Here is a 25,465-nt window from a genome sequence, read left to right as displayed (position 1 = left end):
AGGAGGCCTGAACCATGCTGAGTCCAAAACGCGTCAAATTCCGTAAGCAGCAGCGCGGCCGCATGCGCGGTGTCGCCACTCGTGGCAACACCATCGCCTTCGGTCAATTCGCTCTGCAGGCCCAAGAGTGCGGCTGGATCACCTCCCGCCAAATTGAGGCCAGCCGTCGTGCCATGACCCGCTACGTCAAGCGTGGCGGAAAGATCTGGATCCGAATCTTCCCGGATAAGCCCGTCACCATGCGCCCTGCTGAAACCCGGATGGGTTCCGGTAAGGGCAACCCTGAATTCTGGGTTGCGGTGATTAAGCCCGGTCGGATTCTGTTCGAGATGGGCGGTGATGAAATCACCCCCGAAATCGCCAAGGAAGCCATGCGCCTCGCGCAATACAAGCTCCCTGTGAAGACCAAGTTCATCACCCTTGATGAACAGGAGCAGTCCTCCGGTGCCAAGGCCCCGGCAGCTGCTGCCGCCACCGTGGAGTCCTGACCATGGCCCGTTCCAACGCTTCCGAGCTGCGTCAACTCTCTGATGCAGACATCACCGACCAGATCAACGGACTCCGTCGCGAGCTGTTTGACCTGCGCTTCCAGCAAGCCACCCGGCAGCTGGCCAACACTCACCGTTTTAAGGAAAGCCGCCTCAAGCTGGCCCAGCTCCTGACGGTGCAGAAGGAGCGTCAAAGCTCCACCGCCTCCTGATCCTCCGTTTCATTCCCATGGCACTCAAGGAAAGGGTCGGCACCGTCGTCAGCGACAAGATGGACAAAACGGTGGTGGTGGCGGTGGAAAACCGCTTCCCCCATCCCATCTATCAAAAGACGGTGAGCCGCACCACCCGCTACAAGGCTCATGACGAGAACAACAGCGTTCGCGTCGGTGACCGTGTTCGCATCACCGAAACACGTCCGCTCAGCCGCCACAAGCGCTGGGCCGTGGCCGAAGTTCTCAGCCACAGCCCGAAAGCTGAGGAGGTCGCCAAGTGATCCAACAGGAATCGTTCCTCACCGTCGCTGACAACAGCGGCGCCAAGCGCATTCAGTGCATCCGTGTGCTGGGCACCAACCGTCGCTACGCCCACGTGGGCGATGTGATCGTGGCCGCCGTCAAAGACGCCATGCCCAACATGGGCGTGAAAAAGTCTGATGTGGTGAAGGCCGTGGTGGTCCGCACCAAGGCCACCCTGCGTCGCGACACCGGTAACTCGATCCGGTTCGACGACAACGCAGCTGTGATCATTAACGACGACAAAAACCCCAAGGGCACTCGCGTGTTCGGTCCAGTCGCTCGTGAACTGCGTGATCGCAACTTCACCAAAATCGTCTCCCTCGCACCGGAGGTGATCTGAAAATGGCAACTGCAACCCCCAAATCCGGCTCCTCGCAGCGCCTCAAGATGCGCCTGCGCAAGGGCGACACCGTTCAGGTGATCACCGGCAAGGACAAGGGCAAGACCGGAGAAGTTCTCCGCACCCTTCCCACCGAAAACCGCGTCATCGTCCAAGGCATCAACATGCGCACCCGGCATGTGAAGCCCACCCAGGAAGGTGAAAGCGGTCGGATCGTCACGGAAGAGGCTTCCCTGCACGCCTCCAACGTGATGCTCTATTCCACCGACAAGAAAGTGGCCAGCCGAGTCGAGCTGATCACTGACAAAGACGGCAGCAAGAAGCGCCGCCTCAAGAAAACCGGCGAAGTGATCGACTGATCATCTCGAACCGCCTTCTGACCAAGTCCAGAAGTTTCATCCCCCAGCCATGTCACTGAAACAGCGCTACAGGGAGACCATTCAGCCCAAGTTGCTGAAAGATCTGAGTCTCTCCAACGTCCACGAAGTTCCCAAGGTGTTGAAAGTCACCGTGAACCGGGGACTCGGCGAAGCCGCCGCCAATGCGAAGTCTCTCGAGGCTTCGGTGAACGAGCTCGCGCAGATCACCGGCCAGAAGGTCGTTGTGACCCGCGCCAAAAAAGCCATCGCCGGCTTCAAGATCCGCCAAGGCATGCCCATCGGCTGCGCCGTCACCCTGCGTGGCGATCGCATGTATGCCTTCCTGGAGCGCCTGATCAACCTGGCACTGCCCCGCATCCGCGATTTCCGCGGCGTGAGCCCCAAGAGCTTTGACGGACGCGGCAACTACACCCTGGGGGTGAGAGAGCAAATCATCTTCCCTGAAATCTCCTTCGACCAGATCGACGCCATCAGGGGCATGGACATCACAATTGTGACCACTGCCCGCACGGATGAAGAGGGCCGGGCCCTCCTCCGCGAGATGGGAATGCCATTCCGCAGCAACTGAGCCCTCCTCGGAAACCACCATGGCCAATCACGACCCTATTTCCGACATGCTCACCCGCATTCGTAATGCGAGTGAGAAACGTCACCAAAACACGAAAGTTCCCGCTTCCCGCATGTCGCGCAGCATCGCCAAAGTGCTGCAGCAGGAAGGCTTCATTGCCGAAATCAGTGAAGAAGGCGAAGGCGTCCACACCAGTCTGGTGCTGGAGCTGAAGTACAGCGGCAAGCACCGCCAGCCCACCATCCGCTCGATGCAGCGCGTGAGCAAGCCTGGCCTGCGCATCTACAAGAACACCCGCGGCCTTCCCAAGGTCCTCGGCGGACTGGGGGTGGCCATCATCTCCACCTCCAAGGGTGTGATGAGCGACCGCGACGCCCGCAAACAAGGCGTCGGCGGTGAAGTGCTCTGCTACGTCTATTGATCCGGAGCCGCAATCATGTCTCGTATCGGTAAATCCCCCATTCCAGTTCCCGACAAGGTGACCGTGAGCCTCGATGGCCTCGCCGTGACCGTGAAGGGACCCAAGGGCGAACTGAAGCGCACACTCCCCGATGGCGTGAGTGTCAATCAGGTGGACAACACCATCGTGGTGGCCCCCACCAGCACCAAGCGCACCTCTCGGGAGCGTCACGGCCTTTGCCGCACGCTGGTGGCCAACATGATCGAAGGTGTCAACAACGGCTACTCCAAGAAATTGGAAATCGTCGGCGTGGGCTCCAGAGCTCAGGTGAAAGGCAAGACGCTCGTCGTCAGCGCTGGCTACAGCCACCAGATCGAAATGTTGGCGCCTGAAGGCATCACCTTCGCGGTGGAGAACAACACCAACGTCACGGTCTCCGGCATCGATAAGGAGCTGGTGGGCAATGAAGCCGCCAAGATCCGCGCGATCCGCCCCCCCGAGCCTTACAAGGGCAAGGGCATCAAATACGCGGGCGAGCGCATCCTGCGCAAGGCAGGCAAGTCAGGCAAGAAGTAATCCACTGCCAGACACCCTTCCGCATTACCCACCATGTCGACCCTTTCCCGCAAACAACAGACACAGAAGCGCCACCGGCGCCTGCGTCGTCACCTCAGTGGCACAGCCGCGCGTCCCCGTCTGGCTGTGTTCCGCTCCAACAGTCACATCTACGCCCAGGTCATCGACGACGATGCGCAGAGCACTCTGTGCTCGGCATCGACCCTCGACAAAGACCTGCGCACCAGTCTCAAAGACACCAGCAGCACCTGCACCGCCTCTGTTGCCGTCGGTGAACTGCTCGCCAAACGTGCCCTGGCCAAGGGCATCCAACAGGTGGTCTTCGATCGCGGCGGCAACCTGTATCACGGCCGGGTGAAAGCCCTTGCCGACGCCGCCCGGGAAGCGGGCCTTCAGTTCTGATTCCTGCTTAACCCATGACCGATTCCAACCCTCAATCCAACTCCAACGCCGTCCCGGCAGCGTCCGACGTCCCTGCAGCGGCCGAAGGTCAGCAGCAGGAGCAGCGTCGTGGTGGTCGCGACCGTGGTGACCGCCGTGGCGGACGTCGCGGAGACCGCCGAAACCAGGAGCGTGACTCCGAATGGCAAGAACGGGTGGTGCAGATCCGACGTGTCTCCAAAACCGTGAAAGGCGGTAAGAAGATGAGCTTCCGCGCCATCGTTGTTGTCGGCAACGAACGCGGTCAGGTCGGCGTCGGCGTCGGCAAAGCCGGTGACGTGATCGGTGCCGTGCGCAAAGGCGTTGCTGATGGCAAGAAGCACCTCGTGAAAGTGCCTCTTACCCGTCACAACTCCATTCCGACGCTGTCCAACGGGCGTGACGGTGCTGCCAGCGTGCTGATTCGCCCTGCAGCTCCTGGTACCGGTGTGATCGCGGGTGGCTCCATCCGCACCGTGCTCGAACTGGCTGGCATCAAAAACGTGCTGGCCAAGCGCCTCGGCAGTAAGACACCCCTCAATAACGCCCGGGCTGCCATGGTGGCCCTGGACAGTCTCCGCACGCACAAGGAGACCGCCAAGGAACGGGGGATCTCCCTCGAGCAGATCTACTCCTGATTCCCCATGACTCTCCGACTCGACTCTCTCAAGGCCAATCAAGGTGCCCGTCGTCGCAAACTGCGTAAGGGTCGCGGCATTGCCGCTGGCCAAGGTGCGAGCTGCGGCTTCGGCATGCGCGGACAAAAGTCCCGCTCGGGCCGTCCGACCCGCCCCGGCTTCGAGGGTGGCCAGATGCCTCTCTATCGGCGCGTGCCGAAGCTGAAGCATTTTCCGCTGGTGAACCCCAAGAACTTCACCGTGGTGAATGTTTCAGCTCTAAGTGAACTCAAGGCTGGAAGCACCGTCAATCTCGATTCACTCGTGAAAGACGGCATTGTCACCAGCCCCAAGCACCCCTTGAAAATCCTCGGCAACGGGGAACTCAAGGCCAAGCTGACCGTTCAAGCCGCTGCCTTCACGGCCTCCGCACGGACCAAGATCGAAGCAGCTGGTGGCACCTGCGAACTGCTGGACTGAGATCCACACTGATCAATCTCCACAGATCTAAGGTCAAAGCCGTCCGCTGGGTCCCCTCCGCGGACGGCTTTGCTGCATCAAGCCCAACCCACACAATCTCTGTTCCATGCTCGTCAGTCGGGGACGCAACCCCAGCGCTGCTGAAGTCATTACCCAGCTGGTTCAGAACCCAGAGCTGAGAGGCCGGGTTCTCACCACGCTGGGATTGCTGATGTTGATTCGTCTCGGCATCTACATCCCGATGCCGGGGATCGACCGCATCGCCTTTCAGTCGTTCATCGAACAAGGTGGACAGCTGATCGGCTTCCTCGACATCTTCACCGGCGGAGGCATTTCGACGCTCGGTGTTTTCGCCCTCGGCATCCTGCCGTTCATCAATGCCTCGATCATCCTGCAGCTACTGACGGCTTCGCTGCCACAGCTGGAAGACCTGCAGAAAAATGAAGGGGAAGCAGGCCGGCGCAAACTGGCTCAGATCACGCGCTACGTCGCGCTTGGCTGGGGTCTGATTCAAAGCATCATCTTCGCGATGATCCTGCGGCCCTATGCCGTGGAAGGCCTGTCTGAATTGGTGTTTGTGGCCCAGACTGCTTTGGCTCTGGTGACGGGATCCATGGTCGTGATGTGGCTCAGTGAAGTGATCACCGAGCGGGGAATTGGTCAGGGCGCGTCCTTGGTGATTTTCCTGAACATCGTTGCGACCTTGCCCAAAGCCCTCGGTTCAACCATCGAAAAAGCGCAGACAGGCGATCGGAACGACGTTTTCGGCATCGTGATTCTTGTGCTGGTGTTCCTGATCACCATCGTGGGGATCATCTTTGTGCAGGAGGGGCAGCGACGTCTACCGATCGTGAGCGCCAAGCGCCAGGTCGGGGGTGGTGCTGTTCTTCCCAATCGTCAGAGCTATCTGCCGCTCAAGTTGAACGCTGGCGGCGTGATGCCAATCATTTTCGCGTCGGCACTCATTTTCCTGCCTCTCACCCTCGCCAATGTCAGCAACAACCCGTTCCTGATCAAAGCGGCCAGCGCCTTGAACCCCGGCGGCCCCAATGCGTGGATTTATGCCCTCGTGTTCTTTTCGCTGATTCTTGGCTTCTCCTATTTCTACGCCTCGCTGACGTTCAACCCCGTGGACGTGGCCAGCAATCTCAAGCGTGGAGGTGTGGCCATCCCGGGTGTACGCCCAGGCACCGCAACCGCGACTTACCTGGAGGGTGTGAAAAACAGGCTCACCCTGCTTGGAGGCTTATTCCTCGGAGCTGTGGCCATCATTCCCTCAGCCGTGGAGCGCGCCACTGGCGTGACCACCTTTCAGGGATTGGGTGCCACCTCATTGCTGATCCTCGTCGGTGTCGCGATCGACACGGCCAAGCAGGTGCAGACCTACGTGATCTCTCAGCGCTACGAAGGCCTCGTGCGCCAATAGATCCGACAACCACAGACCCTTTCCGACCAGTCTCTGAATTCCATGAAGCAACGCCTCCTCTTCGTTGGCCCCCCCGGTGCCGGCAAAGGCACCCAGGCAGCCCGGCTCTGCGAGGCCCACGATCTCCGACACCTCTCCACAGGCGACCTACTGCGCGCTGAAGTGGCCGCCGGCAGCGAACTGGGTAAAGAAGCCGAAGCGGTGATGAATCGTGGAGAGCTGGTGAGCGACAGCCTGGTGCTGGCAATTGTGAAATCCCAGCTTTCCGCCCTGAATGGCCAGGGCTGGCTTCTGGATGGCTTCCCTCGCAATGTGGCTCAGGCCGAAGCGCTCGAACCGCTCCTTCAAGAGCTCAACCAGAGCATTGAAAGCGTGGTCTTGTTGGAACTCGACGATGCGGTGCTGATCGAGCGCCTTCTGGGCCGTGGCCGTGCGGATGACAACGAAGCCGTCATTCGCAACCGACTCGCGGTCTACGAAGAGCAAACAGCCCCGCTGATCAACTACTACCGCGAGAAAAACCTGCTGGTGTCGGTCGAAGCCCATGGAAGCGTCGAAGCCATCACGGAGCGCATCGAAGCCGTTGTTGCTTGACCCTCTGTGATACGGTAGCTGTTTGGAATTTTTGGAGAGCCACACCATGAAGGTGCGTGCCTCGGTCAAGAAAATGTGTGACAAGTGCCGGGTGATTCGTCGCCACGGCCGCGTCTTGGTGATTTGCGAAAACCCCAAGCACAAGCAGCGCCAGGGTTGACCCTGGACGACTGATTCTGATCGCCCCCCCGCCGCCTCACGGCGGCACCTGTTCCCCCTCGATTGTTAGCTCAGTGGCTCGGATTGCTGGTGTCGACATCCCCCGCGACAAGCGGATCGAAGTCGCCCTCACCTACATCTACGGAATTGGTCCCACACGGGCCAAAACCATCCTCTCCAAAACCGGTGTCAACCCCGACACGCGCGTCAAGGATCTCGAGGATGGCGATGTGCAGAAACTGCGCGGTGCCACCGAAGCTTTCACCATTGAAGGTGATCTGCGTCGCCAAGAGGGCATGGCCCTCAAGCGTTTGCAAGACATCGGTTGCCTGCGTGGACGTCGTCACCGCATGAGCCTCCCCGTGCGCGGTCAGCGGACCCGTACCAATGCCCGCACCCGCCGCGGCGCCCGCAAAACCGTGGCCGGCAAGAAGAAGTAAGCCTTCCTCGGCAGATCGAATCTTTCTGTTCCATAAGCCCTCTCTAACTGCAGGCCCATGGCCAAAACCGTCAAGAAATCAGGTCCTAAGAAGGCCAAGCGCAACGTCCCCAACGGCGTTGCTCACATCCAGAGCACCTTCAACAACACGATCGTGTCGATCACCGACACCACCGGAGAAGTCATTTCCTGGTCGTCGGCTGGTGCAAGTGGCTTCAAGGGTGCTCGCAAAGGCACTCCCTTCGCCGCCCAAACCGCAGCTGAAGCGGCTGCCCGACGTGCGCTCGAACAGGGCATGCGTCAGATCGAAGTGTTGGTGCGTGGACCTGGTTCAGGTCGCGAAACCGCCATTCGAGCCCTTCAAGTTGCAGGTCTTGAAATCACGCTGATCCGCGACGTGACTCCGCTGCCCCACAACGGCTGCCGTCGTTCCAAGCGTCGTCGCGTCTGATCAACGCGTCCCTGTTCAGGTCCCTCTCTCCCCCGCCTCAGACCGTGCTGCAATACCAGATCGACCGTATCGAGCATCAGATCGCTGACGATCGCTCCCAGACCGGTGTGTTTCTCATCGGCCCGCTGGAACGTGGTCAAGCCACGACGCTTGGCAATTCGCTTCGTCGGGTGCTGATGGGCAACCTCGAGGGCACAGCCGTGACGGCCGTGCGCATCGCCGGTGTCAATCATGAGTACGCCACCATCCCCGGAGTTCGGGAAGATGTGCTCGACATTTTGCTGAACTGCAAGCAGATCACGGTTAACAGCCGCACCAGCGAACTGGAAATCGGTCGCTTGATCGTTGCCGGGCCCGCCACGGTGAAAGCCAAGGACCTGCAGTTCTCCTCTCAAGTTCAAGTTGTTGACGGAGAGCGCGTGATCGCCACCGTCAGTGAGGGCTACAGCTTGGAGCTGGAAGTCCACGTTGAGCGCGGCGTGGGCTATCGCCCAGTGGATCGCCATAGCGAAGACACCAGCGCCATCGATCTTCTCCAGATCGATGCGGTGTTCATGCCCGTCCACCGGGTGAATTTCACCATTGATGAAACCGCTGTCGCAGAAGGGGGATCCGCTCGCGAGCGTCTGCGGATGGAGGTGGTGACCGATGGCTCCATCACACCCGATGACGCCATTGCTCAATCGGCCAATCAGCTGATTGAACTCTTCCAACCCCTGGCCACCGTGACCATGGTGGAAGAGGTTCCGGCAGAACCCGAACCCACAGCAGAAGCTCAAATTCCTCTCGAGGAGCTGAATCTGTCAGTGCGTGCTTACAACTGCCTGAAGCGCGCGCAGGTCAATTCGGTTTCCGATCTGATGGGCTTCAGCTACGAGGACCTGTTGGAAATCAAGAACTTCGGTTCCAAGTCTGCTGACGAAGTGATCGAGGCTCTCGAGCGCATCGGCATCCAGATTCCTCAGAGCCGCACCAGCGCCTGATTTCATTCCCCTTTCATACGCCTCCAGTCCCGACAGAACCATGCGTCACCAATGCCGAGTCCCGCAGCTGGGTCGCCCCGCTGACCAACGCAAGGCCATGTTGCGTGGCCTGACCACGCAGCTGATCCGCGAAGGTCGCGTCACCACCACCAAAGCGCGTGCCAAGGCGCTTCGTGATGAGGCAGAACGGATGATCACCCTTGCCAAGGAAGGCAGCCTCGCCTCCCGTCGCCGGGTACTGGGCTATGTGTACGACAAACAGCTGGTGCACGCCCTGTTTGAAAAGGCTCCAGAGCGTTATAGCGATCGCAAGGGCGGTTACACCCGCATCACTCGAACGGTTCGTCGCCGTGGTGACAATGCCGAGATGGCCATCATTGAACTGGTCTGAGACTGACTGGTATCAGCATTTCCAAGCGATCCGCAACTGACTTCTTGACTGAACTTGAGGGCAATCGTCCACGACGCATTGCCCTCAGTCTTCAGTACGAGGGGTCTTTTTTTTGCGGTTGGCAACGGCAGCGTCAGGGCACCAGCGTTCAAGGCGTCCTTGATGACGCGATCGCAGCCCTGGATCCCCTCCGGCCTGTGCACAGCGTGGCCGCCGGTCGCACCGATTCCGGAGTTCATGCCGCTGGACAGGTGGTCCACTTCGATTGCAGTGGTCCCATCCCCGCGAGCCGATGGGCACCAGCGTTGAACGGGCGACTGCCTGGTTCGATCCGAGTGCGTGAGGCAGTGGAGCGACCGCTCGACTGGCATGCCTGCTATTCCGCGAGTTACAGGCGCTATCGCTACACCGTTTACAACGGTCGTCGCCCCAACCTGTTTCTTGCACCGTGGAGCTGGCATCGCTACCAGGCGCGGCTTGATGAACAGGTGATGAAGCAGGCGCTGCAAGGCCTGCTTGGCAGCCACGACTTCGCAGCGTTTCAGCGCGCCGGCAGTCGACGCGCACACTCCCGCACCACGATTCAAGACGTTTGCATTCAGCGCGCGGGAGATCTAATTCATGTCGAGATCCAGGCCAGTGGATTCCTGTATGGCATGGTTCGCTTGCTCATGGGCCAACTGGTGGCTGTGGGAGAACACCGACTGACCCTGCGACACTTCGAGCAACGCTGGCGTGAACGTCGACGGCATGAAGTGAAAGATGGAGCACCGGCCCAGGGTCTGTGCCTGCTGCGCGCTGGGTACCCCGAGGAGATCTTTAGCAAGGGCGGCTGGTACGATTGTCAACCGACGTATTTTTTGGCCTCGGAAGATCCGCCCCCGGATCCACCACCTTGGCCACACCATGCCTGAACGAACGATTCTTCCTTGATTGATCAAGGGGAGCCCCTCGGACAGGTAAAGTCGATCTTTGAGCTCTGGTCAGAACGCCACGGCGTCACTGATGCTCCCTGCCCAGCTTCGTCGTCATGCGACGGGGCATAACCGAACCGGCGTGCCGGCGCGATGAACAAGACCTCCGTCCCTTCCATCGATTCGATCGAACGCCAGTGGTATCTGGTGGACGCTGAGAATCAAACCCTCGGCCGCCTCGCGACCGAAGTGGCTTCCGTGCTTCGCGGCAAGAACAAAGCCAGTTACACCCCCCACCTGGACACCGGCGATTTCGTCGTTGTCGTGAATGCCGACAAGGTGCGCGTCAGTGGCAACAAGTCACAGCAGAAGCTGTATCGCCGTCACTCCGGTCGTCCCGGTGGCATGAAGGTTGAGACTTTCGCCCACCTCCAAGAGCGACTCCCCGAGCGCATTGTGGAGAAAGCCATTAAAGGCATGCTTCCCCACAATGCTCTGGGACGCCAGATGTTCCGCAAGCTCAAGGTGTACAAGGGTGCCGAGCATCCCCACGCCGCCCAGCAGCCCCAGCCCCTGCAGCTCGATCCCGCCGCTTCCGCCCAATGAGCACTTCCAATTCTGTCGTCTACTGGGGCACCGGTCGCCGCAAGACCTCCGTTGCTCGTGTTCGCCTCGTCCCCGGCAACGGCACGATCACCATCAATGGTCGTCCGGGCGATAACTACCTCAATTACAACCCTGCTTACATCGCAGCCGTCAAGGCTCCGCTGCAGACCCTTGGGCTCATCGCTGAATACGACGTTCTGGTGAACGTTCGTGGCGGTGGACTCACCGGCCAAGCCGACGCCATCAAGCAAGGTGCCGCCCGCGCGCTGTGCGAGCTATCCGCTGACAATCGCAAGCCTCTCAAGACGGAAGGACACCTCAGCCGTGACCCCCGGGCCAAGGAACGTCGCAAGTACGGCCTCAAGAAAGCTCGCAAGGCTCCCCAGTTCTCCAAGCGCTGATCTCTGTCATGCCCAAGTCCGACATCCATCCCACCTGGTATCCCGATGCCAAGGTGATCTGCAACGGGGAAGTGGTGATGACCACTGGCTCCACCCAACCCGAAATCCACGTCGACGTCTGGAGCGGCAACCATCCGTTCTTCACCGGCACCCAGAAAATTCTGGATACCGAAGGACGTGTGGATCGCTTCATGCGCAAATACGGAATGGGCAGCACCAGCGCCACATCCAACGACAAGACCAGCGACACCAAGGCCGATTCCTGAATTGGAGTCTCTTGATTCAGAACCCCGAAAGCAGATTCTTCTCTGCTTTCGGGGCTTTTTTCTGTTTGAACTTTCCTGTCCATTCCCGCTCAAGACAGTGCCCCTGTGGCGATGGATCCTTCAACCCTGAATAGTCGCCTCGACGCGGCCACCAGCAGTTTCCAGAACCTGGAACGTCAGCTCGCTGACCCTGATGTGGCAGCGGATCCTGAACGTCTGCAGACAATCGCCAAAGAGCGTTCGCGGCTGGAACCCCTGGTGCTCGACTACGCAGCTCTGCAAACCGTGATTCATGAACGGGACCAGGCGCGGTCATTGCTCCGCGAAAGCCGCGGGGACTCAGAGATGGAGGAGCTCGCTCAGCAGGAGCTGGAGGCTCTGGATGCCCGCCACGACGCCTTGATTCAACAACTGACACTGGCATTGCTACCAAGGGACCCCCGTGATGAACGCAGTGTCATGCTCGAAATCCGAGCGGGTGCCGGTGGCGACGAAGCCTGTCTTTGGGCGGGTGACTTAGCACGAATGTATGAGCGGTTCAGCAGCCGTCGGGGCTGGAGTGTGCAACCTGTCAGCGCCAGCGAAGCAGACCTGGGGGGGTATCGCGAGCTGATTCTGTCCGTGAAGGGTGACGCCGTGTTCAGCGCACTGAAATTTGAAGCCGGCGTGCACCGGGTGCAGCGGGTTCCCGCAACGGAATCTCAAGGACGCGTTCACACCTCGACGGCAACCGTGGCCGTGATGCCGGAAGCGGATCCTGTGGAAGTCCAGATCGATCCCGGTGACCTGGACATCAGCACAGCCCGTTCAGGCGGTGCCGGAGGACAGAACGTGAACAAGGTGGAGACCGCGGTTGACTTGCTGCACAAGCCGACCGGCATCCGGGTGTTCTGCACGCAGGAGCGGTCACAGCTGCAGAACAGGGAGCGGGCCATGGAGATCCTCCGGGCCAAGCTCTACGAGCGGCAATTAGCCGAAGCTAATGAACGCGAGAGTTCAGCCCGTCGCGCCCAGGTGGGCACAGGGGATCGCAGCGAAAAAATCCGCACATACAACGCGAAAGACAACCGCGTCACCGACCATCGCCTAGGTCGCAATTTCAGCCTTGATCCAGTGCTTCAAGGACAGATGGAGGACGTGATCGAAGCCTGCGTCGCGGAAGAACAACGCAGCAAACTGGAAGCATTGAGCGAACAGTCCGACGATTGACCTCGCAGCCATCAGACACCAATGACGTACTTCGCCCATTCACGGTGGCGACCTGAATCGATCTGACGAACCGCCTCGAAACTCAGACTGCTCAACGGCCGACGCGGGGGACGCTGCAGGGGCATGTTCGCTTCGTCTGGCGTTCGACTGCCCTTACGGACATTGCAACTGGTGCAGGCGGTGGTGACGTTCTCCCAGATGTCTTGGCCCCCGCGACTGCGTGGAATCACATGATCGATCGAAAGCTGCTCGCGACTGCCGCAGTACTGACAGGTGTGGTTGTCCCGCTGAAAGAGGTTGCGGCGGGTGAGAGGAATTCGACGAAACGGCACCCGCACGAACTGACGCAAACGGATGACGGTGGGCACATGCAGGTCGGAGCGCACCAGTCGCTGCGAATCATGCTCAAGACCTTCAGCCTTGCCTTTAATCATCATCACGACGGCACGGCGCCAGGTGGTGATGTTCAGCGGTTCATAGGACGCATTGAGGACGAGAACCTGTCCCATGCCAGCCCCAAGAATCCACGTCATGCTAACGGGGTCACCAAGTCAGCTTTGTGACCTTCACTACTCTGGCCCGCATGCCTGATTTGTCCGCCGAACCCAACAGCGCTTCAGGCCCGGAACGCGTTGTTGGGGCAGATCCTCGCCAGCGTGCCTGGATGGAGGTGTCAGTCGCGGCCGTGGAGGCCAATGCACGGGCCATCAAACGATTGCTGGCGGATGACTGCGCTCTTATGGCAGTGGTGAAGGCAGACGGCTACGGCCATGGGGCTGAAACCGTGGCCCGTGCAGCCATCTGCGGTGGAGCCAGCAGCCTCGGTGTCGCCACCCTGCAGGAAGGCATTGAACTGCGCCGAGCGGGACTGGAACAACCTGTGCTGGTGCTTGGCAACCTGACTCAGGCGGAGGAGCTGCGCGCCTGTCTGAACTGGCAACTGATGCCAACGTTGAGCAGCATGCGTGAAGCACTGCTTTGTCAGAACCTCGCCAGCGGTAGCGGTCGCCGCTTCACAGTGCAGCTCAAGATTGATACAGGCATGACCCGCCTTGGCTGCAACTGGGAGGACGGCGAACGTCTGACCGACGCCATCCTTCAGCTTGACCAATTGCACCTCTGTGCGGTCTACAGCCATCTGGCACTGGCTGATGGAGAACTGAACGGTGATGCTGAGCGCATCACCCGCTTGCAACAAGAGCGCTTCGAGGCGGTCACGCGTGCCCACCGAGCTCAAGGTCTGGAACGCCATCTCGCCAACTCAGCAGGAACGCTCCGCCATGCCTCGCTGCATCACGATCAGGTGCGGGTCGGGCTGGCCCTTTATGGCCATGCGCCTAGTGCCCACCTGGAAAAGAGCTTGGATCTGCAGCCGGCCATGGCTGTGAAAGCGCGCGTGAGCCTGATCCGGGAGGTGGATGCCGGCGTTGGCGTGAGTTACGGCCACCGCTTCATCACCGACCGACCGAGTCGATTGGCTGTGGTTGGGATCGGCTACGCCGATGGCGTTAGTCGTTGTTTGTCAGGACGCATTCATGCGCTGCACCGTGGTCGCAGCCTGGCTCAGGTGGGGTCGATCACCATGGATCAACTGGTGCTCGATGTCACCGACCATCCGGATGTCGAGATTGGCGATGTAGTCACACTTCTGGGGCAAGACGGTCAGGACGTGATTCGCCCTCAGGATTGGGCGGAGCTGGCACAGTCCATCCCCTGGGAAGTGCTATGCAGCTTCAAACATCGCCTCCCGCGACTGGTGGTCTGATCGGACGTCAGCTTGATAGGGTGGGCGGGCCGCTGGAGAGGTGGCTGAGTGGTTGAAAGCGGCTCCCTGCTAAGGAGTTACAGGAGGCAACTTCTGTCGAGGGTTCGAATCCCTCCCTCTCCGTTGAATTGAACAGAAGCTCTTAAATGGCCTGATAAGCAACAAGTGCTTTGGCGATTTTGGGCAGCAACGCTTCGTCTGCCGCTTGTTTTCTGCCTTCAGAGAAGACGATGAGAAGCGTCGGGGGTTGATCCTCCACCATCCACCAGGCCGCGTCATGCCTGGCCTCACTCATCCACCCGGCTTTGCTCCAGAGGAGAGACTTTGGCGGCAGACCACCTCCAAGAAATCCATCCACCTGATTCTCAGGATCCGCAGCGCGTGCGGTGAGATCCAGGGAACGCAGAAGACGATCACGCAAGCGCTGGCAAGCGGGGGGTGACAGCACCGCATCGGTCATGACCGCCTCGAGCATGCGTCCGACCGCAGCTGTGCACAGTGCATTGCGATTGCTGTTGTCACCCCGGTAGAACGCTTTCTCACGGCCATAGGGACCATCTCCCCAGGTTTTCTGACAACAGTTGATGTGCTCCAACTCAGGCCATCCGAAGGTTTGCAGCCAGTCATTGACGACGAAGCGTTGCTGTTCCCATTGCTCTCGAAACGGCGAGCGCAGCGTCGGACCGCTGGTGGTCCCGGTCAGCAGATCGACAATGAGCCCGGTGGCGTCATTGCTCGAATCAGCGAGCATGTCGAGAAGCGCGCGGCGAAGCTCTTCGCTGTCGGGAATGAGATCTCGCTGCAGCCAATGCTCCGCGGCAACCGCGTAGATCAACTTGACGACACTGGCGGGATAACGCTGTTTTTGATCCGACCATCCAGCACCCATCCCACTGCCACTGGTGGGTGAAGAGCCGTCATAACGGACCCAGGTGACAGAGATCTGGTCATGAAGGCCGGGACGGCCATCATCCGCCAACCGATCGATCAACGCAGCGAGATGACTCTGCATCCCCTGCTCGGGGCGGTAGAACGCCATGGCAATGGCTTGTGGCAATGCCGACCCTAGGCACCCCGATCGCACCGGACCTCATCCGCGTCGGCAGCTGCTGGAGTCTGGGTCGTGACCTCAATGGTTACGCCCAAAACCATGGAGAGGGCCTGGCCACCCAGGCAGCAGCAGGTCGACGTTGCAAGGTGATCGAACCATTGGAGCCCGACGCGCACGACCGGATGCGGGTGGTGCTGATGGAGGACGGTTATCCCTGTTGGCTGTCCCTCAGCGAGCTGGATGGACAGGCCGTTGCCTGCTCTGCCTGGGAACCCCATCTGCTCAGCGCCGATGCCATCAGCGCTCGCCTCAGCGACGTTCTCGCCTGGCTGACCATGGCCTCGAAGCGCCGCAACACCTATCTCTGGGGAGGGACCATCGGTCCTGATCTCGACTGTTCCGGCCTGGTTCAGACCGCCTTCGCCAGTGCCGGGATCTGGCTTCCTCGTGATGCCTACCAGCAGGAACGGTTCTGCCGTCCGGTGGCTGTAAGCCCACAGGATGCGGGCCAACTGCGACCGGGTGATCTGATTTTCTTCGGCCAGCCGGAGCGCTGCACCCATGTGGGGATCCATCTGGGAGATGGTCGGTACCTACACAGCTCTGGCCGTGACCATGGCCGCAATGGCATTGGCATCGACAGCCTTGATCCTGCTGATGGTCATCCCGTGGCCAGCCACTACAGAGCGGAACTACGCGGGGCGGGGCGGGTTACTCGCTGCCATGACGGGAGCACCTTGCCCTGAGAGCAAAACAGGCCATCAAGCTCTGGCCTGCAGGTGTGTTCACTGACGCCGATTAAGTTGCTCTGAAATCGATCGGATCTCGATGACGGCTGGGCTGGACCTTTCGGTCGTGGTTCCCCTTTACAACGAAGAGGAAAGCCTGCCGGAGCTGGTGGAGCAGCTCCTGACAGCGCTTCGACCGACTGGTGAACGCTTCGAGCTGGTGCTCGTGAACGACGGGTCGACCGATGGAACCTCCCATGTTCTGGAGCGCATCAGTGCCGAGGTTCCCGAACTGGTCGGCGTGTTGCTGCGCAAGAACTACGGCCAGACCGCAGCCATGGCCGCCGGTTTCGATGTCGCTCAGGGGCAAGTGATCGTGAGTCTGGATGGGGATCTTCAAAACGATCCCGCCGACATTCCACAGCTGCTGAACAAGCTGCGTGAGGGCTTCGACCTGGTGAGTGGCTGGCGCTTCGATCGCCAGGATGCGGAGCTCCAGCGCAAACTCCCTTCCCGGCTGGCCAATCGACTGATCGGCCGCGTGACCGGCGTGCGGCTCCACGATTACGGCTGTTCACTGAAGGCCTACGACCGCGATGTGCTCTCTGACATGCGGCTCTACGGGGAACTGCATCGCTTTCTCCCCGCACTGGCCTTCATCGAGGGGGCTCGCATTACCGAGGTGAAGGTGAATCACCGGGCCCGCCAATACGGAACCAGCAAGTACGGCATTGACCGCACCTTCCGCGTGCTGATGGATCTGCTCACGGTGTGGTTTATGAAGCGCTTTCTCACCCGACCCATGTATGTGTTCGGATTCGGGGGACTGATTGCCATTGCCACCAGCCTTGTCGCGAGCTCTTACCTGTTGGTGATCAAGCTAATGGGCGCGGACATCGGCAACCGTCCTTTGTTGACGATGGCCGTGGTGCTTGGGCTTGCGGGGATCCAGTTGTTCTGCTTCGGACTGCTCGCGGAGCTCCTGATTCGCACGTATCACGAAAGCCAAGGACGGCCGATTTACCGCATCCGCGCCACGTTGCGAGGTGGTCGAGCCACTTGAACCGCGGGCACCCTCATGGCCCCTCGGTGACGAGCAATCGCCGCTGCAGCTGCTTCAACAACACGGCTGTCCGCGTCACGCAAACCACGGCGCAGCAGTGGCAAGGCATTCCTATGCCCCCAGACACCGGCTTCAACGATGGCGTCAAGTCTGAGCAGGGGATCGCCTTGTTCCATGGCTTGGCGCAAGTGACGTTCCAAGGCGATGCGCTCCGACACACCCGATGGAGGCCGGAACTGATCCGCTGCGACCTCGGCGCTGGCTGACTCAACTGGGGAGGCATCGTTCTCCTGAATCAGCACGGTTTCAACCACCCCCAGCTGTGCCCGATTGATCGCCGCCACCGACGCTGCATCCGTGCTGCGCAAGAGGACTTTTCCAGGGCGACGGCCCAGCCCCCAAAGCACAGCCATCAGCACGAGTGCGGCACCACCTGCAAGGAGCTGAGTCATGGGCACTGAAAGGCGAAGGCCGAATGGATTGAACTTTTATGTCGCCGATCCGCCTGGTCTGAGACCGGCAGAAAGGCAGTCCCTACAGTAACGGCGGACCTTTTGGCCGCTGCCATGACTGGAGAATTTGCAGCCGCATGGCTGCCGGTGATCTTTGTTCCGATCATCGGAATTGTTTTCCCCGCAGTTTTCATCGTTCTCGTTGGACGTGTGATTACAGCAGCTGAGTGATCGCTGGCTGCAAACCCTTCAACCTCGGCTTTTTCATCCAATGACCGTCACTCCAGCGTCTGATCCCTGTGTTGGGAACCTGGCGACCCCCGTCAACAGTGGCTATTTCATCAAGGCGCTGATCAACAACCTGCCTCTATATCGACCAGGAATTTCAGCCAACTTCCGTGGCATCGAAACCGGCGCTGCGTTCGGCTATCTGCTCTACGGACCCTTCACGATCTGTGGACCACTTCGCAACACAGACTATGCCGAGACGGCAGGCCTGCTTGCTGCCATCGGTGCTGTGCACATCCTGACCCTGCTGTTCCTGCTCTACAACCAGCCGGGTGCTCAACCGAACGTCCCACCTTCGGACCCCACCGTGGCGAATCCTCCGGCTGATTTGTTCACCCGGATGGGTTGGGCTGATTTCACCAGTGGTTTCTGGCTTGGCGGCTGTGGTGGTGCTGTGTTCGCCTGGTTCCTGTGCAACACCGTCCACGTTCAGGACCTGTTCAAGATTGCTGCAGGCGTCTGGAGCGTCGGCTGAGCAACTGGGGGCGTTTCTGAACTCAATCCCCCTTTCATCCCCTCCAACCATCGGCGAATGTTGGAGGGGATCTTTATTGTCGGTCTGCCACTGCGTTTGAGATCGAAGCAGTGCGGTCCATCTCCCAGCCATTCCTGAGACGGCCCGTCTTCACGATCGTCTGCAGCCTATTGGTGTTGCTAGCGGGTGTCGTGTCCTTGGTGGGACTCGGACTCGAGGATCTGCCGCCACTGGCGCCAACACGCGTCAGTGTGCGCGCCAATTTTCCGGCGGCGGGGGCTGAGGTGGTGGAGCAGAGCGTTACCACCGTGCTGGAACAACAGCTCAACGGTCTCGACGGACTGGAGAGCATGACCTCCAGCAGCCGGCAAGGAAGCGCCAGCATCAGTTTGCGATTTGCATCCGGGGACCCCGAGCTCAACGCCATCAAGGTGCAGAACGAGGTGAACCTCGCCAGCCGCCGGCTGCCCCAGGCCGTGACCCGTCAGGGGCTGACCGTCAGCCAATCCAGCAATGATTTGCTGTTAATTCTTGGCTTCAGCGCTCCAGCCGGGATGTATGAGCCGATCTTTCTCGGTGGATGGCTGGATCAAAACCTGAGCGAAAGCCTGCGCTCCGCATCTGGAGTGGGTGACGTCCGGGTGTTCGGCAGCAGCGAACTGGCATTCCGCCTCTGGCTGGATCCCAACCGACTGGAACAGTTCAACCTCTCCACCAGCGACATCAGCGCTGCGTTATCCGAACAGAACGTTCTGGCTGCGGTTGGCAACCTCGGCAAAGCACCGGCACCAGGTGGTCAGTTATTCAGCCTTCCGGTGGATGCAGAGGGGCGCTTGCGCAGCATTCGCGACTTCGAAGAAATGGTTGTGAAGCGAACGGAGAACGGAGGGTTGGTGCGGCTGCAGGATGTCGGTCGCGTAGAGCTTGGACAGCGCAACTACGGGAGCAGAGCCCTGAACCTGCAGGGAGAAAGCTCGGTCGCAATGGGGATCTATCAACGTGACGGCACCAATGCTCTTGCGGTGAGCCGGGCGGTCAGGGATGCGCTGAAGCGGATGGAAAGCAGCTTCCCGCCGGGCCTGACAATGCAAGTCATCGTCGATGTAGCGGACAACATTCAAGCCAACCTCGATCGCACCACCGCAACGCTTCGCGATTCGGTGGTGCTGGTGCTCGTTGTGCTGGTGCTGTTCCTAGGGCGCTGGCGACTGGCCATGATCCCTGGTCTGAGTGTGCCCGTCGCCTTGATCGGCAGTCTTGCTGTCGTTCGGCTGAGCGGTTCCAATCTGAACAGCCTGATCCTGTTCGGACTCGTGCTGGCCACGGGCATCGTGGTGGACGACGCGATCGTGGTGAGTGAAGACATTGCCGGCCGCATTGAAGCCGGTGCCGAACCCCAAGGGGCCGCCGAAGATGCCATGGCTGAACTGGGTGGCGCCGTGGTCGCCACTTCGTTGGTGTTGGCAGCTGTGTTTTTGCCAGTCCTGCTCATCCCAGGATCCATCGGCCGTCTCTATGAACCGATCGCTCTCGCCATTTGTGGCGCGATTCTGTTCTCCACCTTCAATGCCCTCACCTTCACTCCAATGGCCTGCGCGCGCGTGCTTGGGCCCGGTGGCGGACGGTTGCCAGGACCGGTGCAGAAACTCAGTCGCGGACTACGCCGTGGAATGACCCAGCTCCAACAGACCTACAGCCGATTGCTTGGGGTGTGGCTCCCACGCGGTCGCCTGGTGATCGCCTTGTTGCTGTCTGGTCTAATCATCACAGGGATTGGCCTAGCCACCATTCCCACAGCCTTCATCCCCAATGAGGACCAAGGACAGATTCGTGGCTATTTCACCCTTCAGGACGGAGCCAGCCTGGAGCGCACCGAAGCCATCATGAAGCGCATCCGCTCGGTGGTCGCAGAAGAACCACTGGTGCGGAGCGGCAATTTCTATGCCGGAAGCTCCTTCGGACAGAGCGGAGAGAATTCGGGTTCCTTTTACCTGCGTCTCACACCACTCAAGGACAGATCGGGACGCGAGAACAGCAGTGAAGCCGTGAAACAACGGCTGAACCGTGCATTGCGTCAGCGCATCAGCGATGCCCGAGTGATCGTGACCACGCCCCCTACTGTGCGGGGATTCAGCAGTGAGTCGGGTCTCCAACTGGAGTTACTCGACCGAAGCGGGGGCCAACTCAGCCTGCAAGCCTTTGAGGCACAGGCTCAGCAATTCATTGAGGCCGCAGAAGCCACCGGGAGCTTCCAACGGGTCAGCACCCGTTTCGATGCCAGTTCACCGCGATGGCGCCTGGACGTTGACCGCAGCTTGATGGCAGCGCTGGACTTGCCAGTGGGACCAACGCTGAGAGACATCGGCACGGCCATCGGCGGCCGCTACATCGACGACACCTTTGAAGGCGGGGAGATCCGCAGCATTTACATCCAGCTGGAAGGACGGGATCGCAGCACACCCAGCGACCTAACCGGCCTGATGGTGCGCAACCGCAGCGGTGAGCTGGTCTCCCTCGCCAATGTGGCACGCCTGACCCGTGACAGCGGCGCCAACACGATCAACCATTTCAACCAAGACCGATCGATCAGCATCACGGCCGTACCCGAAGACACCATCAGCAGCGGCCAGGCCATCGATCTGCTGAAAGCACTCAGCGAACGGACCGGCGGAAACAACCTGGACCTGGCCTTCACGGGCCTGGCCAAAGAAGAAACCCGCGCCGAGTCAGTGTCGTGGGTGCTGTTCGCCCTCGGCCTCACGGTGGTGTATCTGCTGCTGTCAGGCCTGTACGAGAGTTTCGTGGATCCTTTGATCATCCTGCTCACCGTGCCCATGGCACTCCTGGGAGCACTGATCGGTCTAAAACTGCGTGGTCTCAGCCTTGATGTTTACGCTCAGATGGGTCTGCTGGTGCTGGTCAGCCTGGCGGCGAAGAACGGCATCCTGATCGTGGAGTTCGCCAATCAACGCTTGAAACAGGGCATTGGTCTACTCGAGGCCATTGAAGGAGCTGCAATCAACAGAATGCGGCCGATCCTGCTCACCGCCGTGACTTCGTTGGCAGGCTTTTTGCCCTTGCTGCTTGCCACAGGGAGCGGTTCAGCAAGCCGGATCAGCATTGGCACTGTGGTGTTCAGTGGTCTTCTGGCATCAACTCTGCTGTCCCTCTTTGTGGTGCCAGCTATTTACTTCTCAATCAAACGCTGGCGTGGTGTGGGACCAGCGATGCCAGAGCTGGATGGTTGAACCACGGTCGTCATTGGCTCGAACACCGCGGCCAGGACTCCGACTAGCAGGGTTCGAAGCGTTCGTTCAAGGCAGGCCCGCCGCCCGCTGGAACGGTGCAGACGCCTGAACTCAAGGCCAGTGCTGTAGACATCGCATCGGATGGGGCGGCCGGCTGGGAGCTCTTGGCGGCACTCGCGGGCCAGGATTCTCCACGATCGAGTCGATCTTGAGCCTCGATCTGCCCCAGGTTGATGCGCTGACTTGGCAGGTATTGCATTGTGAGGTTGTAACCGACCACAGCCCCTGCAAGCAGCACGACGAGCTCAAGCCTTGGGGGTAATGAAGCCATGGACATGGAAGGAGAACGACGCTGGAGGGTTCTCAGTCCAAACCATGAATGCAACCAGCCCGTGACTGACTCCAGTGAGAACCATGACGCAATGCATACAACCCCTGGATGCAGCGATTCGTAATGTGGGTGCCCTGTTTGTTCGAAGAGGCCGCGCCATGGTGATCAGCACGACGCACAGTCGGGCTTCTTCGGAACAAGCGCAGTTCTTTTCCTACGGCGAGGCGGCGAATCCGATCCGCAGCGGGCTGACCTCATTGGTGCCCTATCGCAGCTTCTCACCGACATTCTTCGATGACACTGGCAGTGCCGTGCTGGCGCTCGACCTCAGTGCAGAGCTCAACTGCAACGGACCAGCCACCGGTCCCTCACTTTGCGCGAACTTTATTCGCGTGCACGACACCGAACTGCGTACAGCCGCTGTAGCCACAAGCCAGCTGTTTTTCGTCGCCGATGGGGAAGGAGAAACCGAAGCCTGCGGCGAGCATTTCAGCTGGAGCAAAGGCGACATGCTCGTCTTGCCCGCAGGCGGTGATGCCATTCACACCAGTCGCAGCAAGGGAGCTCTCTATTGGGTGCACGACGCGCCACTGCTGCGCCATCTGGGCGTCACGCCCAGTGAATCCCGCTTTGAGCCAACCTTTTACAGCCATCTCGACAGCCAGGGGCGCTTGGCGGACATCGCAGCGAGCCCGAGCGGAGCCCGCGCCAATCGTGTCAGCGTGCTGCTGGGCAATGCCGCGTTTCCGCAGACCCGCACGGTGACCCACACACTCTGGGCGATGCTCGGAATTCTCCCCGCCGGCCAAGAGCAGAAACCTCACCGCCACCAGTCGATTGCCCTGGATTTCGCCGTGGACTGCGAACCCGGTTGCTACACCCTGATCGGCACCGAGCTAGACGACCAGGGTCGAATCCTCAATCCCCATCGAGAAGACTGGGTGGCAGGTGCCGCATTCGTCACGCCACCGGGGTATTGGCATTCCCATCACAACGAGTCCGGCGCTGATGCCTATGTGCTTCCCATCCAAGACGCGGGACTGCACACCTATCTGCGCACCCTCGACATTCTGTTCAGCAACTGATCCAGCAATCAGCTGACTCGGTGGTCGGCTGAGACGCCACAAGCAAGAAAAAAACCCCGCCCGGCAAACCCGGGCGGGGGAGATTTCGAGAAACGACTAGTTGATCAAAGCAGCATCTGCTGGATCAGCCGAACTTGCCTGAGGTCGAGGCGATCAGGAATGCCGCGTAAGTGAGGACGTAACCCACTGTGAAGTGAGCCAGGCCAACAACACGAGCCTGAACGATGGACAGTGCCACAGGCTTATCACGCCAACCCATCATGTTGGCAATGGGGCTGCGCTGATGAGCCCAAACGATGGTCTCGATCAGCTCCTGCCAGTAGCCACGCCAGGAGATGAGGAACATGAAGCCGGTGGCCCACACCAGGTGACCGAAGAGGAACATCCAAGCCCAAACAGCAAGGTTGTTGCTGCCGAAGGGGTTGTATCCGTTGATCAGCTGGGAGGAGTTCAGCCACAGGTAGTCGCGGAACCAACCCATCAAGTAGGTGCTGGACTCATTGAACTGAGCAACATTGCCCTGCCAGATGGCGAGGTGCTTCCAGTGCCAGTAGAAGGTGACCCAACCCACTGTGTTCAGCGCCCAGAAGACTGCCAGGTAGAAGGCGTCCCAAGCGGAGATGTCACAGGTGCCGCCACGGCCGGGGCCGTCGCAGGGGAAGGAGTAGCCGAAGTCCTTCTTGTCGGGCATCAGCTTGGAGCCGCGGGCATCCAGAGCACCCTTAACAAGGATCAGGGTGGTGGTGTGGAGACCCAGTGCGATGGCGTGGTGAACCAGGAAGTCACCAGGGCCGATGGGCAGGAACAGATCGTTGCTGCCACGGGCGCCGTTGATGGCGTCCATCCAACCACCCATGTAAGCAGCGTTGGCATTGGCGGCAGCACCGCCAGCGTTGGCCAGCAGCACATCGAAGCCGTAGATCGCCTTGCCGGAAGCGGCTTGAACGAACTGGGCGAAGACGGGCTCAACCAGAATCTGCTTTTCGGGGGTACCGAAGGCCACGACCACGTCGTTGTGGACGTAAAGACCCAGGGTGTGGAAGCCGAGGAACAGAGTGACCCAGCTCAGGTGGCTGATGACCGCTTCTTTGTGCTCGAGCATCCGGCCCAGGACGTTGTCCTTATTGGCTTCGGGGTCGTAGTCACGGATGAAGAAGATCGCACCGTGGGCGAAGGCACCGCACATCAGGAAGATGGCGATGTACTGGTGGTGGGTGTAGAGAGCAGCCTGCGTTGTGTAGGCCTTCGCGATGAAGGCATACGACGGCATGGCGTACATGTGCTGAGCAACAAGGGAGGTGACCACACCGAGGGAGGCGAGAGCCAGACCCAGCTGCATGTGCAGGCTGTTGTTCAGGGTGTCGTACAGACCGCTGTGACCTGCACCGAGGTTTCCAGGAGTGCCCTTCGGAGGGTTGTGGGCTTCCAGGATCTCCTTGATGGAGTGACCGATGCCGAAATTGGTCCGGTACATATGGCCGGCGATCACGAAGATGCAACCGATGGCCAGATGGTGGTGGGCAATGTCGGTCAGCCAGAGGGCTTCGGTCTGAGGGTGGAAACCACCGAGGAAGGTGAGGATCGCGGTGCCGGATCCTTCAGCAGTGCCGAACACCTGACCCATGGTGTCTGGGTCCTGGGCATACACACCCCAGTTGCCGGTAAAGAAGGGACCCAAACCAGCGGGGTGAGGCATCACGCTGAGGAAGTTGTCCCAACCGACGTGCTGACCGCGGGATTCAGGAATGGCCACGTGAACCAGGTGACCGGTCCAGGCGATCGAGCTGAAGCCGAAGAGCACAGCCAGGTGGTGATTCAGGCGCGATTCAGCGTTCTTGAACCAAGCCAGGGAAGGACGGAACTTGGGCTGAAGGTGCAGCCAACCGGCGAAGAGAGCCCAAGCTGACAGGATCATCATGAAGATGGATCCCTGGTACAGCTCGGCATTGGTGGTCATGCCGATTGTGTAGAACCAGTGATACAAGCCTGAGTAGGCAATGTTCACCGGTGAGGACGCTCCCGCCTGGGTGAATGCCGTGATGGCGCCTTCACCGAAGTGGGGATCCCAGATTGCGTGAGCGATTGGGCTTACGTGCAGAGGATCTGCGACCCACTGCTCGAAGTTGCCCTGCCAGGCGATGTGGAACAGGTTGCCCGAAACCCACAGGCCGATGATCGCGAGATGACCGAAATGGGTGGAGAAGAGCTTTTGGTAAAGCTTCTCCTCCGTCATTCCGTCATGGCTCTCGAAGTCGTGAGCCGTGGCGATCCCGTACCAGATACGGCGGGTTGTCGGGTCCTGTGCCAGACCCTGGCTGAACGAAGGAAATTTCGTTGCCATTAGAGGGAAAGG

General features: G+C 60.0%; 35 protein-coding genes and 1 tRNA gene. 31 read left to right on the top strand and 5 right to left on the bottom strand.

The window, feature by feature from the left end; all coding sequences use genetic code 11:
* Positions 1-14: 14 nt before the first annotated feature.
* The 23 genes from rplP (at position 15) to prfA (ending at position 12,626) form a co-directional block, all read left to right on the top strand.
* Positions 15-488 carry a 50S ribosomal protein L16 gene (rplP, locus tag SynA1560_RS02215; protein ID WP_186470080.1) on the top strand — a complete coding sequence of 158 codons (474 nt, stop codon included), beginning with the start codon at positions 15-17 and terminating at the stop codon, positions 486-488.
* 2 nt (positions 489-490) lie between these two features.
* A complete protein-coding gene (rpmC, locus tag SynA1560_RS02210; RefSeq protein ID WP_186470079.1) occupies positions 491-700 on the top strand; it encodes a 50S ribosomal protein L29 in 210 nt (69 codons plus the stop codon).
* Between the two features lie 17 nt (positions 701-717).
* On the top strand, positions 718-984 hold the full coding sequence (gene rpsQ, locus SynA1560_RS02205; RefSeq protein ID WP_186470078.1) for a 30S ribosomal protein S17: 267 nt from the start codon (positions 718-720) through the stop codon (positions 982-984).
* On the top strand, positions 981-1,346 hold the full coding sequence (gene rplN, locus SynA1560_RS02200; protein ID WP_038543134.1) for a 50S ribosomal protein L14: 366 nt from the start codon (positions 981-983) through the stop codon (positions 1,344-1,346). Before rpsQ ends, rplN begins: the two co-directional genes overlap by 4 nt.
* 2 nt (positions 1,347-1,348) lie before the next feature.
* Positions 1,349-1,705, top strand: coding sequence for a 50S ribosomal protein L24 (rplX, locus tag SynA1560_RS02195; protein WP_186470077.1), 357 nt, complete (start codon positions 1,349-1,351; stop codon positions 1,703-1,705).
* 49 nt (positions 1,706-1,754) lie between these two features.
* Entirely contained in the window at positions 1,755-2,294 is a 540-nt protein-coding gene (gene rplE, locus SynA1560_RS02190; protein WP_186470076.1) for a 50S ribosomal protein L5, read from the top strand.
* A 19-nt stretch (positions 2,295-2,313) separates the two neighbouring features.
* Positions 2,314-2,715 (top strand): 30S ribosomal protein S8, encoded by a 402-nt coding sequence (gene rpsH, locus SynA1560_RS02185; RefSeq protein WP_186470075.1) that lies wholly within the window; start codon positions 2,314-2,316, stop codon positions 2,713-2,715.
* Positions 2,716-2,730: 15 nt separating this feature from the next.
* Positions 2,731-3,270 carry a 50S ribosomal protein L6 gene (gene rplF / locus SynA1560_RS02180; RefSeq protein WP_186470074.1) on the top strand — a complete coding sequence of 180 codons (540 nt, stop codon included), beginning with the start codon at positions 2,731-2,733 and terminating at the stop codon, positions 3,268-3,270.
* Between the two features lie 33 nt (positions 3,271-3,303).
* Positions 3,304-3,672: a 50S ribosomal protein L18 gene (gene rplR / locus SynA1560_RS02175; protein WP_186470073.1), complete on the top strand. Its 369-nt coding sequence runs from the start codon at positions 3,304-3,306 to the stop codon at positions 3,670-3,672.
* Between the two features lie 14 nt (positions 3,673-3,686).
* The gene (gene rpsE / locus SynA1560_RS02170; protein ID WP_186470072.1) at positions 3,687-4,328 is read left to right on the top strand and encodes a 30S ribosomal protein S5; all 642 of its coding nucleotides are present in this window, start codon (positions 3,687-3,689) and stop codon (positions 4,326-4,328) included.
* A gap of 6 nt (positions 4,329-4,334) precedes the next feature.
* Positions 4,335-4,787 carry a 50S ribosomal protein L15 gene (gene rplO / locus SynA1560_RS02165; protein ID WP_186470071.1) on the top strand — a complete coding sequence of 151 codons (453 nt, stop codon included), beginning with the start codon at positions 4,335-4,337 and terminating at the stop codon, positions 4,785-4,787.
* 106 nt (positions 4,788-4,893) lie between these two features.
* Entirely contained in the window at positions 4,894-6,213 is a 1,320-nt protein-coding gene (secY, locus tag SynA1560_RS02160; RefSeq protein ID WP_186470070.1) for a preprotein translocase subunit SecY, read from the top strand.
* Between the two features lie 42 nt (positions 6,214-6,255).
* Positions 6,256-6,807: an adenylate kinase gene (locus SynA1560_RS02155; RefSeq protein ID WP_186470069.1), complete on the top strand. Its 552-nt coding sequence runs from the start codon at positions 6,256-6,258 to the stop codon at positions 6,805-6,807.
* A gap of 46 nt (positions 6,808-6,853) precedes the next feature.
* Positions 6,854-6,967 (top strand): 50S ribosomal protein L36, encoded by a 114-nt coding sequence (gene rpmJ, locus SynA1560_RS02150; protein WP_186470068.1) that lies wholly within the window; start codon positions 6,854-6,856, stop codon positions 6,965-6,967.
* Positions 6,968-7,040: 73 nt separating this feature from the next.
* Positions 7,041-7,406, top strand: a complete 366-nt coding sequence (gene rpsM, locus SynA1560_RS02145) for a 30S ribosomal protein S13 (RefSeq protein ID WP_186470067.1) — start codon at positions 7,041-7,043, stop codon at positions 7,404-7,406.
* Between the two features lie 57 nt (positions 7,407-7,463).
* Positions 7,464-7,856, top strand: coding sequence for a 30S ribosomal protein S11 (rpsK, locus tag SynA1560_RS02140; RefSeq protein WP_007099867.1), 393 nt, complete (start codon positions 7,464-7,466; stop codon positions 7,854-7,856).
* 44 nt (positions 7,857-7,900) lie between these two features.
* Entirely contained in the window at positions 7,901-8,839 is a 939-nt protein-coding gene (locus SynA1560_RS02135) for a DNA-directed RNA polymerase subunit alpha (RefSeq protein WP_186470066.1), read from the top strand.
* 40 nt (positions 8,840-8,879) lie between these two features.
* Positions 8,880-9,230 (top strand): 50S ribosomal protein L17, encoded by a 351-nt coding sequence (gene rplQ / locus SynA1560_RS02130; protein WP_186470065.1) that lies wholly within the window; start codon positions 8,880-8,882, stop codon positions 9,228-9,230.
* 44 nt (positions 9,231-9,274) lie between these two features.
* The gene (gene truA, locus SynA1560_RS02125; RefSeq protein ID WP_186501072.1) at positions 9,275-10,144 is read left to right on the top strand and encodes a tRNA pseudouridine(38-40) synthase TruA; all 870 of its coding nucleotides are present in this window, start codon (positions 9,275-9,277) and stop codon (positions 10,142-10,144) included.
* A 153-nt stretch (positions 10,145-10,297) separates the two neighbouring features.
* Entirely contained in the window at positions 10,298-10,750 is a 453-nt protein-coding gene (gene rplM / locus SynA1560_RS02120; RefSeq protein WP_186470063.1) for a 50S ribosomal protein L13, read from the top strand.
* Complete coding sequence (gene rpsI, locus SynA1560_RS02115; RefSeq protein WP_186470062.1) at positions 10,747-11,151, top strand: 30S ribosomal protein S9; 405 nt, start codon at positions 10,747-10,749, stop codon at positions 11,149-11,151. Before rplM ends, rpsI begins: the two co-directional genes overlap by 4 nt.
* A gap of 8 nt (positions 11,152-11,159) precedes the next feature.
* A complete protein-coding gene (gene rpmE / locus SynA1560_RS02110; protein WP_186470061.1) occupies positions 11,160-11,417 on the top strand; it encodes a 50S ribosomal protein L31 in 258 nt (85 codons plus the stop codon).
* 111 nt (positions 11,418-11,528) lie between these two features.
* Positions 11,529-12,626, top strand: coding sequence for a peptide chain release factor 1 (prfA, locus tag SynA1560_RS02105; RefSeq protein ID WP_186470060.1), 1,098 nt, complete (start codon positions 11,529-11,531; stop codon positions 12,624-12,626).
* Positions 12,627-12,637: 11 nt separating this feature from the next.
* On the opposite strand, the gene SynA1560_RS02100 is transcribed toward prfA, so the two are convergent.
* A complete protein-coding gene (locus SynA1560_RS02100) occupies positions 12,638-13,135 on the bottom strand; it encodes an HNH endonuclease (protein ID WP_186470059.1) in 498 nt (165 codons plus the stop codon).
* A gap of 74 nt (positions 13,136-13,209) precedes the next feature.
* Between SynA1560_RS02100 and alr the strand changes: the two genes are divergently transcribed.
* Positions 13,210-14,391 (top strand): alanine racemase, encoded by a 1,182-nt coding sequence (gene alr, locus SynA1560_RS02095; RefSeq protein ID WP_186501071.1) that lies wholly within the window; start codon positions 13,210-13,212, stop codon positions 14,389-14,391.
* Positions 14,392-14,425: 34 nt separating this feature from the next.
* Positions 14,426-14,514 (top strand) — tRNA-Ser (locus SynA1560_RS02090).
* Positions 14,515-14,533: 19 nt separating this feature from the next.
* Here SynA1560_RS02090 and SynA1560_RS02085 read toward each other — a convergent pair.
* Positions 14,534-15,430, bottom strand: coding sequence for a serine hydrolase (locus SynA1560_RS02085; protein ID WP_186501070.1), 897 nt, complete (start codon positions 15,428-15,430; stop codon positions 14,534-14,536).
* Positions 15,431-15,447: 17 nt separating this feature from the next.
* On the opposite strand from SynA1560_RS02085, the gene SynA1560_RS02080 reads away from it, so the two are divergent.
* Together SynA1560_RS02080 and SynA1560_RS02075 are read left to right on the top strand one after the other, a co-directional pair.
* Positions 15,448-16,188, top strand: a complete 741-nt coding sequence (locus SynA1560_RS02080; protein ID WP_186501069.1) for a C40 family peptidase — start codon at positions 15,448-15,450, stop codon at positions 16,186-16,188.
* A gap of 82 nt (positions 16,189-16,270) precedes the next feature.
* Positions 16,271-17,233, top strand: coding sequence for a glycosyltransferase family 2 protein (locus SynA1560_RS02075; RefSeq protein WP_186470055.1), 963 nt, complete (start codon positions 16,271-16,273; stop codon positions 17,231-17,233).
* Here SynA1560_RS02075 and SynA1560_RS02070 read toward each other — a convergent pair.
* Positions 17,191-17,685 carry a hypothetical protein gene (locus SynA1560_RS02070; RefSeq protein ID WP_186501068.1) on the bottom strand — a complete coding sequence of 165 codons (495 nt, stop codon included), beginning with the start codon at positions 17,683-17,685 and terminating at the stop codon, positions 17,191-17,193. The genes SynA1560_RS02075 and SynA1560_RS02070 overlap by 43 nt on opposite strands.
* A gap of 114 nt (positions 17,686-17,799) precedes the next feature.
* Between SynA1560_RS02070 and SynA1560_RS02065 the strand changes: the two genes are divergently transcribed.
* The 3 genes from SynA1560_RS02065 (at position 17,800) to SynA1560_RS02055 (ending at position 21,696) form a co-directional block, all read left to right on the top strand.
* Positions 17,800-17,916 carry a photosystem I reaction center subunit VIII gene (locus SynA1560_RS02065; protein WP_186470955.1) on the top strand — a complete coding sequence of 39 codons (117 nt, stop codon included), beginning with the start codon at positions 17,800-17,802 and terminating at the stop codon, positions 17,914-17,916.
* 40 nt (positions 17,917-17,956) lie between these two features.
* On the top strand, positions 17,957-18,448 hold the full coding sequence (locus SynA1560_RS02060) for a photosystem I reaction center protein subunit XI (protein ID WP_186470053.1): 492 nt from the start codon (positions 17,957-17,959) through the stop codon (positions 18,446-18,448).
* Positions 18,449-18,558: 110 nt separating this feature from the next.
* Positions 18,559-21,696, top strand: coding sequence for an efflux RND transporter permease subunit (locus tag SynA1560_RS02055; RefSeq protein ID WP_186501067.1), 3,138 nt, complete (start codon positions 18,559-18,561; stop codon positions 21,694-21,696).
* A 43-nt stretch (positions 21,697-21,739) separates the two neighbouring features.
* Here SynA1560_RS02055 and SynA1560_RS02050 read toward each other — a convergent pair whose 3' ends face one another.
* Complete coding sequence (locus SynA1560_RS02050) at positions 21,740-22,027, bottom strand: hypothetical protein (protein WP_186470051.1); 288 nt, start codon at positions 22,025-22,027, stop codon at positions 21,740-21,742.
* Positions 22,028-22,185: 158 nt separating this feature from the next.
* Between SynA1560_RS02050 and SynA1560_RS02045 the strand changes: the two genes are divergently transcribed.
* Positions 22,186-23,112 carry a cupin gene (locus SynA1560_RS02045; RefSeq protein ID WP_186501548.1) on the top strand — a complete coding sequence of 309 codons (927 nt, stop codon included), beginning with the start codon at positions 22,186-22,188 and terminating at the stop codon, positions 23,110-23,112.
* Positions 23,113-23,236: 124 nt separating this feature from the next.
* Here the strand turns inward: SynA1560_RS02045 and psaB are convergent, their stop codons facing one another.
* A complete protein-coding gene (gene psaB, locus SynA1560_RS02040) occupies positions 23,237-25,453 on the bottom strand; it encodes a photosystem I core protein PsaB (protein ID WP_186501066.1) in 2,217 nt (738 codons plus the stop codon).
* Positions 25,454-25,465: the final 12 nt, after the last annotated feature.

Origin of the sequence: Synechococcus sp. A15-60 (genome assembly GCF_014280095.1) — a bacterium.
In the GTDB taxonomy this organism is placed as follows: Bacteria; Cyanobacteriota; Cyanobacteriia; order PCC-6307; family Cyanobiaceae; genus Synechococcus_C.
This window is presented reverse-complemented; position numbering and strand designations above follow the sequence as displayed.